The following is a 1,535-nucleotide window of genomic DNA, read 5'->3' as shown; positions in this document are numbered from 1 at the left end:
GCGTGGGTGATATTTTGAAGGAATATACTAATAGCTACATAGCATATTTGATCGATGAATATATCCACTCCGAGCGTGATCGTGCAATTTTAAAGCGCCGTCTTATTGATGGCGTATTGTATGAGGCTCTGGCGGAAGAGTTTGGTCTGTCGGTTGTCCAAACAAAAAATATTGTTTACAAGTTGCAAAATAAAATTTTTAAGTTCTTGCAGTAGGGGTTGACAACTGGCAATCTATTTTGTATTATACTAATAGGATTCTACATTTCATTTTGTACCTCCTTTTGGTTTGGGCCACGGCTTCGGCTGTGGCTCAAATCATTTTTTTGCGAAAATTACACGAAATGCACACAAAAAGCACCCGTAGGCTTTATCGCCTGCGGGTTTTGTTTTTTGTATGATACTTTCAAAGAGGTGAGACTTGTGGGGCAGTACATTGCTAGGCTAATGATGATTGGTTTTAGTGCAAGGAGCGCATACGAAATTTACAAAGATTTTCAGGCAGAGCATGATTTTGCCGGACTAAACGATTTTATCAGCATTTTGGAGGAAGAAAAGTGCAGTCCGTATGGCGTGAATATAATCCTAATCCGGCAGGAAGAAAAGTCGGAGACTGTTCCGTCAGAGCGGTAAGCGCCGCTTTGGGGGTGGATTGGGAGACGGCTTACGCATTGATGGCAGTTGCCGGGTTTAATATGGGCGATATGCCGTCGAGTAACAGCACCTGGGGCGCGGTACTTCGGCAGCACGGCTTTTACCGCTTCAATCTGTCAGAAGCTTGCCCGGATTGTTACACTTTTAAGGACTTCGCCCGTGATAACCCTCGCGGCGTTTTCGTGGTCGGTACGGGAACGCACGTTGCAACGATCATTGATTCAAAAATCTATGATGCTTGGGATAGCTCAAATGAGCCTGTGGCGTTCGTATGGCATAGAAAGGATGATTAACAAATGGCCTATCCATATTACCAGCAAATGAATTATCAGCCAAATTATTACAACCAGCCGAACCCGTACTATCAGCAGATGCAGCAGAACGCCATGATGCAACAGAACCAGCAGATGCAACAGGCTCAACAGGCGCAGTCTCAGCAGATGCAGCAGCCTGCAATCCAACAGAGCGGCTTTGTGCTTGTGCCGTCAGAACAAGAAGCGCGGAATTATCCCGTCGCTCCGGGAAACTCCGTCACGTTCAAGGACGAAAACGCGCCGTATTGCTACGTAAAGACGATGGGCTTTAACCAGCTTGACCGCCCTGTGTTTGAACGGTACAGGCTGGTAAAAGAAGACGCGCCCATACAGTCGCAGAGCGCCACTGTGTCGAACGAAAGCGCAGAGTCTAGAAAAGATGCACAGTACGCATTAAAAAGCGACGTGGACGCGCTGAGGGGCGAAATAGACGATTTACGCGAGAGAGTAAAAGCACAGTCAGAGAAAAAGCAGGTCAAGGCACGGAAGGTGCAGGCAGAAACGGAGGCGGCAGACGATGAATAGACCTATGCCTTTTGGTGGCAATATGCCCAGGATGAACCCTATG

At 47.1% G+C, this 1,535-nt stretch carries 3 protein-coding genes; all 3 read left to right on the top strand.

The window, feature by feature from the left end:
• The coding region (locus tag ACJMM4_RS09205; protein WP_405384148.1) for a hypothetical protein at positions 1 to 215 on the top strand (215 nt) is incomplete at its 5' end.
• A gap of 341 nt (positions 216 to 556) precedes the next feature.
• Positions 557 to 946, top strand: coding sequence for a hypothetical protein (locus ACJMM4_RS09200; RefSeq protein ID WP_405384146.1), 390 nt, complete (start codon positions 557 to 559; stop codon positions 944 to 946).
• Between the two features lie 3 nt (positions 947 to 949).
• Positions 950 to 1,492, top strand: a complete 543-nt coding sequence (locus tag ACJMM4_RS09195; protein ID WP_405384144.1) for a hypothetical protein — start codon at positions 950 to 952, stop codon at positions 1,490 to 1,492.
• Positions 1,493 to 1,535 lie beyond the last annotated feature (43 nt).

The sequence above is a fragment of the Phascolarctobacterium sp. genome, from assembly GCF_045124115.1.
GTDB lineage: Bacteria > Bacillota > Negativicutes > Acidaminococcales > Acidaminococcaceae > Phascolarctobacterium_A.
Note: the sequence above shows the minus strand (reverse complement) of the source record. Positions and strands in the feature narration are given on the sequence as shown.